A 6,573-nucleotide genomic window follows, 5' to 3' on the forward strand; every position below is an offset into this window, starting at 1 on the left:
CGTTCTCCGCGGGGGGGCGCCGCCCCCCACCCCCCCTTCCCTCGCCGGGCCGGGGGCGGGGGGCCCCCCCCCCGATGAGTCAGGGGTGCCCGCCGCTTCCGGGCAAGGGCCGGGCTCACCGGCCGGTGGATTCACGGCAGAGTGCCTCAGACCGCGGCGGGCTCGCGGTCGGCGGACTCGGACTCGGCGACGACGCCCGCGACACGGCGGAGCTTCTTCATCGGGCCGAGCTCGCTCTCGTAGACCTTCTTGACGCCGTCACCGAGGGACTCCTCGATGATGCGGATGTCCCGCACCAGCCGGGTCAGGCCCTGCGGCTCGACCGAGGCGGCCTGGTCCGAGCCCCACATGGCGCGGTCGAGGGTGATATGACGCTCGACGAACGCGGCACCGAGCGCCACGGCGGCCAGGGTGGTCTGCAGACCGGTCTCGTGGCCGGAGTAGCCGATCGGCACGTTGGGGTACTCGGCCTGCAGCGTGTTGATCACGCGCAGGTTGAGCTCCTCGGCCTTGGCCGGGTACGTGGAGGTGGCGTGGCACAGCAGGATGTTGTCGCTGCCGAGCACCTCCACCGCGTGGCGGATCTGCTTGGGGGTGGACATGCCCGTCGACAGGATGATCGTGCGGCCGGTCGCCCGCAGGGCGCGCAGCAGCTCGTCGTCGGTCAGCGAGGCGGAGGCCACCTTGTGCGCCGGGACGTCGAACTTCTCCAGGAAGGCGACGGCCTCGGTGTCCCACGGGGAGGCGAACCAGTCGATGCCGCGCTTCTTGCAGTGCTCGGAGATGGCGCGGTACTCGTCCTCGCCGAACTCCACGCGGTGGCGGTAGTCGATGTAGGTCATCCGGCCCCAGGGGGTGTCACGCTCGATGTCCCACTGGTCGCGGGGGGTGCAGATCTCCGGGGTTCGCTTCTGGAACTTGACCGCGTCACAGCCGGCCTCGGCGGCGGCGTCGATCAGCTTGAACGCGTTCTCCAGGTCGCCGTTGTGGTTGATGCCGATCTCACCGGTGATATAGACCGGGTGGCCGGGTCCGGCGGTCTTGGCGCCGAGGGTGCGGAGGCGAGAGTTGGAGCTCACTTAAGACAGTTCCTTTCCGAGAATCCACGAGGCGATCTCGCGGATCGCGCCGTCACCTCCGGGGGTGGAGGTGACCGCACGTGCAGCGCCGCGCACGACGTCGTGCGCACCTGCGACCGCCACGGGCCAGCCGACGAGGCCGAAGCACGGGAGGTCGTTGACGTCGTTGCCGACGTAGAGCACGCGCTCCGGCGCGATGCCCTGCTCCTCGCACCACTGCTTCAGTGCGAGATCTTTTCGGTCGATGCCGTGGAGCACGGGGACCTGGAGCTTGCGGGCCCGTGCGGCGACGACCGGGTTCTTTTCCGTGGAAAGGATCAGCAGCGCCAGCTCAGCACGGCGCAGGGCGGCGATCCCGAGCCCGTCGCCGCGGTGCACGGCCACGAGTTCGCGTCCATCGGAGTCGACGAGCACCCTGTCGTCGGTCTGGGTGCCGTCGAAGTCGAGTACCACCGCGTCGATGTCGTCGCGGGTGGGGAGCGCGCCCGGCCGCTCGGCGTCGAACAGCGGGGCGAGCGCGCGGGCGCGGGCCAGATCGTGCGGATCGTCGATCTCCAGCACCCGGGCGGGGTCGGTGCGCACCAGGTCGGTGCGGCCGAAGAAGCGGTGCCCGGCCTTACGGAAGCCGCGCGCGTCCATCGCGTAGGCGGCGCCGGTCTCCAGGAAGTCCTGGGGGCGGTCCTGACGGCGCGGGCGGTACGACTTGTCGTGGTTGACCCCGTCGCCGCCGTCCGTCTCGGGGTTCTCGCCCTCGCGCCAGACGAAGCCGTGGAAGGGGGCGACGGTCAGGGCGGTGTCGGCGCCCTTCTCGGCGACCGCCGCGGCCACCCCGTCGATGTCCTCGCTGATGATGAAGGGGCTGGTGCACTGCACCAGGAGCACCACGTCCACGGTGGTGCCGTGCGACGCCTCGTAGGCGTCCATCGCGTGGATCACCGCCGCCTCGCTGGTGGCGGTGTCCCCCGCGATGTCGGTGGGCCGCTGGATGACCACCGCGCCGGCACCGCGCGCCGCGGCCGCTATGCCGGTGTCGTCGGTGGAGACGACCACGTCCGTCACCAGGCGGCTCGCCCGGCACTCCATGACCGCGCGGGCGACCAGCGGCACGCCGCCGACGGCGGCGAGGTTCTTCGCGGGGACGCCCTTCGATCCGCCACGGGCGGGGATCACGGCGAGCACACACGGGCTCGAGGCGGTCATGGCGGCTCCTTCAGGGGTTGCAGAGGTGATCGAGGCCGTCCCGGCCTCCTCTTGGTTCGCGCGTGCGGCATTCGCGCGTGCGTCGCTCACAGCCGTCTTTGGGTTCGCTTCTCCGCCCGCGCGGCGCAGAGGTGCGGGCATCGTCGTCGGCTGCGACCCGGCGGCCGCGCGTGCGTCGCTCACAGCTCCCCCATCCGCCGGATGACGGGAGCCACGCGCTGGACGCCATGGCGGTAGGCGCCGCGGGCCGCTTCCCGCATCGTGTTGCGCACCACCCGCCGCAACGCGGAGACCTGCGCCTCGTCCTCGGCGGAGGCCCCGGGGCGGGGTGAGCCGTCCGGCTCGAAGCCGTACCGGGCGAGCCGGCCGGGCAGATAGCCGGGTGCGGTGACGGGGGTGTAGAAGGGGGCGAGCGGCGGCAGGGCCGGTGCGGCGGCCAGCTCGGCCACCCGCTCCCGCGCGACGTCGAACCAGGTCTCGTACGGCCCGTCGGCGGCCACGCCCTGGCGGCTGAGCCACTCGACGTCCGGCTCGGGCAGGTGCCCGGCGTCCAGCTGGTCCCAGGAGGCCAGACAGCCGGAGCCGAGGAAGTGGTGGTTGCCGAGCGTCTCGCGCACCCCGAGGTCGGTGAGCACGGCGGTCGGTATGGAGCGGTGCAGCGACTCCAGGGCGGCCGTGGAGCTGACCGTGACCAGCAGGTCGGCGGTGTCCAGGACCTCGCCCATGTTTCCGTAGGCGAGCCGGAAGTTGGCGGGCAGATCGTCGCCGAACTTCGCGATCAGCTTCTGGTACGGAAGCTCCTCGATATGGGTGGTGTGCTCGCCCGGCTTGGAGCGCAGCTTGACCACGACCTCGCGGTCCGGGTGGCGGCGCGCGTGCTCCACCGCGCGGCGCAGCAGATAGGTGCGGTCGGCGCGGTTGTCCGGGACGGACGGCTGGACGGCGAAGACGACCGTGCCGCCGGGGTACTTCCGGCCCAGCCGCGCCTTCTCGTCGTAGCGGTCGCCGCCGAGGAAGGGCAGCGCGCACTCCACGACGCTCTCCGCGTCGGCGCCGACGCCCTGGTAGACGTCGCGGAAGCGCTCGGCGTCATGCCGGGAGTTGGCCAGCACCACATCGGCGCCGTGGCGCAGCAGCAGCCCGTCGGCCAGCTTCTCGTAGACGACACCGACATAGCCGGTGACGACCACGGGGCGGCGGTCGGCGCCCTCCCATGCGTGGCGCAGTCCGTGCAGCATGGCCTGGACGGCGCCGCCGACCAGGGAGAGGACGATCACGTCATAGCGCTCACGGTCCACCGCCCGTACGAATTCCACCCCCGTGACCTCGCGCATCGCGTCGGCGCGCACCCCGACCTCGGTCAGCTGCCGGGCGGTCGGCGTGGCGCGGCCGCGCAGCAGGAAGCCGTCGAGGCGACGCTCCGAGGCAGAACCCGACCCATCCGGTACGAGGCGATGCGCGGTGAGCGCGCCCCATTTCCACCGGGTGTCGGAGTCGGCGAGCACGGCGACTCGCACAGGGGATTTGGTACGTGAGGACACGTCGCAGACGCTAGGAAGCGTTGTCGATTCACGGCCCAACACAAGAGCAACAAAGGGTTAACAGAACGTCGACGATTGGAGAATCGGCTGGCTGGAGCGGCGGGTTAACCGTTCCGACGTCCTTCGTTCACCTTTACGTACACCCTAGGTCAAGACGAATGCCGACCGGACACCTAGCGTCACCCGCGTGGTTAAGCTCTCCGTCATCGTGCCGTTCTACAACGTGCAGACCTATGCCCCCGACACGCTCAGAAGTCTGCGCGCGAACGCGCGCGAGGACTTCGAATTCATTCTCGTCGACGACTGTGCCACCGACGGGACCCCGGAGATCCTGGAGCGTGCGGAACGCGACCTTCCGGGGGCCGTCTATGTACGGCATGAGAAGAACGGTGGGCTGGCCACCGCGCGGAACACCGGCTTGGACAACGCCAGGGGGGAGTACCTCGCCTTCCTCGACGGCGACGACTGGCTGGCCCCCGGCTACTACGCCGAACTGCTCGCGGCGATCGAGGACTTGGGGTGCGACTTCGTCCGCACCGACCATGTCCAGTGCACCGCCCGCGCGCGCTCCATCACCCGGGTGCCGCACGGTCGCCGCAATGAGGTGATGAACCCGCGGGACGTGATCCTCCCGGCCGACCGCTCCACCTCCGTGGACTACCCCTACGCCTGGGCGGGCATGTACCACCGCCGCCTGGTCGACGAGGGGCTGCTGCACTTCACCCACGGGCTGCGCACCGCCGAGGACCGGCCCTGGATCTGGCGGCTGCACCGCGAGGCCCGCAGCTTCGCCGTCCTCGGGCTGGCCGGGGTGTTCTACCGGCGCGGGGTCTCCTCCTCGCTCACCCAGATCGGCGATGTGCGGCAGCTGGACTTCATTCGCGCATTCGACCAGGTGATCGAGGAAACCGCACGGGACCGCGACGCCGACGCCCTGCTGCCGAAGGCCGTCCGCACCTATTGCGCGATCATTTCCCACCACCTCGGCAACATCGAGAGATTCGAACCACAAGTGGCACGCAAACTCCGTTCCATGTCGGCGGCGGCGATGAAACGCATGCCCCAGGACGTATTGAAGGACGCACTGGATTCCATGGACTACGAGCGCGCCGCACGACTGCGGCGAGTCAAGCGCCGGTCCGCGGGGGCGGAGGTGGCGGCCTGATGTCCGCCTACAAGCCCCTGGCGGAGCGCAAGCGCACCCAGATCTTCCTCGCCTCGACCCTCTACGGGGCGGCGACCCTCGCGGCGGCGATCGACGCGGGCAGCGTCGGCCCGGCCGACCGCCGGCTGCTGCTGATCAGCAACAACGCCGCGACGCCGGAGACCACCCCGCCGGTGGACGAGATGCCCGGCTTCGAGCGGCTGCGCGGCCGCTTCGACCGGGTGCTGTCCTGGAACGAGACGATCTCGCCGTTCCACCCCGGCGGCTGGTCCCCGCGCGTCGACGACGCCCCGCTGTGGGAGCGCCATCTGCGGCTGCTGTGGAACCTCGGCGACGACAAGATCGAGCTGATCCTGGAGTCCATCCAGGTCAACCCGGCGATGGCGGTCGCCAATGTGTTCCAGGGCGCGCCCATCGACGTCTACGCGGACGGGCTGATGAGCTACGGCCCGACCCGCAGCAAGCTGGACCCGCTGATCGGCACCCGCGTCCGCCGGCTGCTCCATCTCGACCTGGTGCCCGGACTGCGGCCGCTGCTGCTGACCGAGTTCGGCGTCGAGCCGGAGATCCTGCCGACCGAGGTGTTCACCAAGGTGCTCAGCGAGGTGGCCGAGGCCGCCCCGCGCAGCGTCGCCTCCGCCAGCGAGCGGATCGCGGTCGGCAACGGCCCGGCGCTGCTGCTCGGCCAGTACCTGTCCGCGCTGGACATCCTCTCCCCGCAGGAGGAGGAAGAGCTGCATATGCGGATGCTGCGCGGCGCCGTGGCGCTGGGCCACCGCACCGTCGTCTTCAAGCCGCACCCCACCGCCCCGGCCCGCTGGTCGCGGATGCTGGAGAAGAAGGCCGCCGAGCTGGGCGCGGAGCTGACCGTCATGGACACCCCGGTCCTCGCCGAGGTGCTCTACCAGCGGATGAGCCCGGCCCTGGTCATCGGCTGCTTCTCCACCGCGCTGCTCACCGCCGACGTCTTCTACGGGCTGCCGGTGGCCCGGATCGGCACCGACACGCTGCTGGAGCGGCTCACCCCGTACCAGAACAGCAACCGTGTGCCGGTGACGATCGTGGACGCGCTGCTGCCCGACCTCGAGAACCACAAGGCGGTGGCCGCCGCCCAGCCGGTGGACGAGCGGGCGGGCAAGCGGCTCACCGGGCTGGTCTCCGCGGTCGGCTTCTGCATGCAGGCCAAGATCTACCCGGATCTGCGGCCCGCGGCCGAGCGCTATCTGGCCGCCCACCTGGACAACAACACCTGGCGCTACTTCAAGAAGCGCCGGCTGACCGCGCTCGCCCTGCCCGGGGCGGTGCCCTCGCAGCTGGCGTTCATCCCGCGCAATGAGACGGTGCGCAAGGTGGCGCGCCGGGCCCGGGCCCTGAAGCGGGCCGCCCTCAAACGGACGGTCACCGGATGAGCGCGCCGCCGACCCCCGACGCCGGGCCGATATCCCCCTCGGACACCGGGCCGATATCCCCCGCGGACACCGGGCCGATATCCCCCGCGGCGGGGGCGGCGCCCCCCCCCCCCCCCCCCCCCCCCCCCCCCCCGGCGCCCGCGGGCGGCCCCCGCGCCCCCCCCCCCCACGGCCCCCCC

The 6,573-nt window shown here is 71.3% G+C and carries 5 protein-coding genes; 2 read left to right on the forward strand and 3 right to left on the reverse strand.

Annotation, left to right across the window (positions count from 1 at the left end; all coding sequences use genetic code 11):
* Positions 1-146: 146 nt before the first annotated feature.
* The 3 genes from ACFXB5_RS39750 to ACFXB5_RS39760 form a co-directional block, all read right to left on the reverse strand.
* Complete coding sequence (locus ACFXB5_RS39750; RefSeq protein ID WP_385217870.1) at positions 147-1,079, reverse strand: N-acetylneuraminate synthase family protein; 933 nt, start codon at positions 1,077-1,079, stop codon at positions 147-149.
* A complete protein-coding gene (locus ACFXB5_RS39755; RefSeq protein ID WP_385217872.1) occupies positions 1,080-2,279 on the reverse strand; it encodes a cytidylyltransferase domain-containing protein in 1,200 nt (399 codons plus the stop codon).
* Positions 2,280-2,458: 179 nt separating this feature from the next.
* Positions 2,459-3,820, reverse strand: a complete 1,362-nt coding sequence (locus tag ACFXB5_RS39760) for a DUF6716 putative glycosyltransferase (protein WP_385217875.1) — start codon at positions 3,818-3,820, stop codon at positions 2,459-2,461.
* A gap of 187 nt (positions 3,821-4,007) precedes the next feature.
* Here ACFXB5_RS39760 and ACFXB5_RS39765 point away from each other — a divergent pair, with 187 nt between their 5' ends.
* On the forward strand, positions 4,008-4,985 hold the full coding sequence (locus ACFXB5_RS39765; protein WP_385217877.1) for a glycosyltransferase family 2 protein: 978 nt from the start codon (positions 4,008-4,010) through the stop codon (positions 4,983-4,985).
* The gene (locus tag ACFXB5_RS39770; protein ID WP_385217880.1) at positions 4,985-6,394 is read left to right on the forward strand and encodes a polysialyltransferase family glycosyltransferase; all 1,410 of its coding nucleotides are present in this window, start codon (positions 4,985-4,987) and stop codon (positions 6,392-6,394) included. Before ACFXB5_RS39765 ends, ACFXB5_RS39770 begins: the two co-directional genes overlap by 1 nt.
* Positions 6,395-6,573 lie beyond the last annotated feature (179 nt).

This window comes from Streptomyces sp. NPDC059455 (genome assembly GCF_042750115.1).
Lineage (GTDB): Bacteria > Actinomycetota > Actinomycetes > Streptomycetales > Streptomycetaceae > Streptomyces > Streptomyces endocoffeicus.

What these genes read in the sequence shown, in the direction of transcription:
- ACFXB5_RS39755 (WP_385217872.1), bottom strand. Translation starts at nt 2,279, where the DNA reads ATGACCGCCTCGAGCCCGTGTGTGCTCGCCGTGATCCCCGCCCGTGGC.
- ACFXB5_RS39770 (WP_385217880.1), top strand. Translation starts at nt 4,985, where the DNA reads ATGTCCGCCTACAAGCCCCTGGCGGAGCGCAAGCGCACCCAGATCTTC.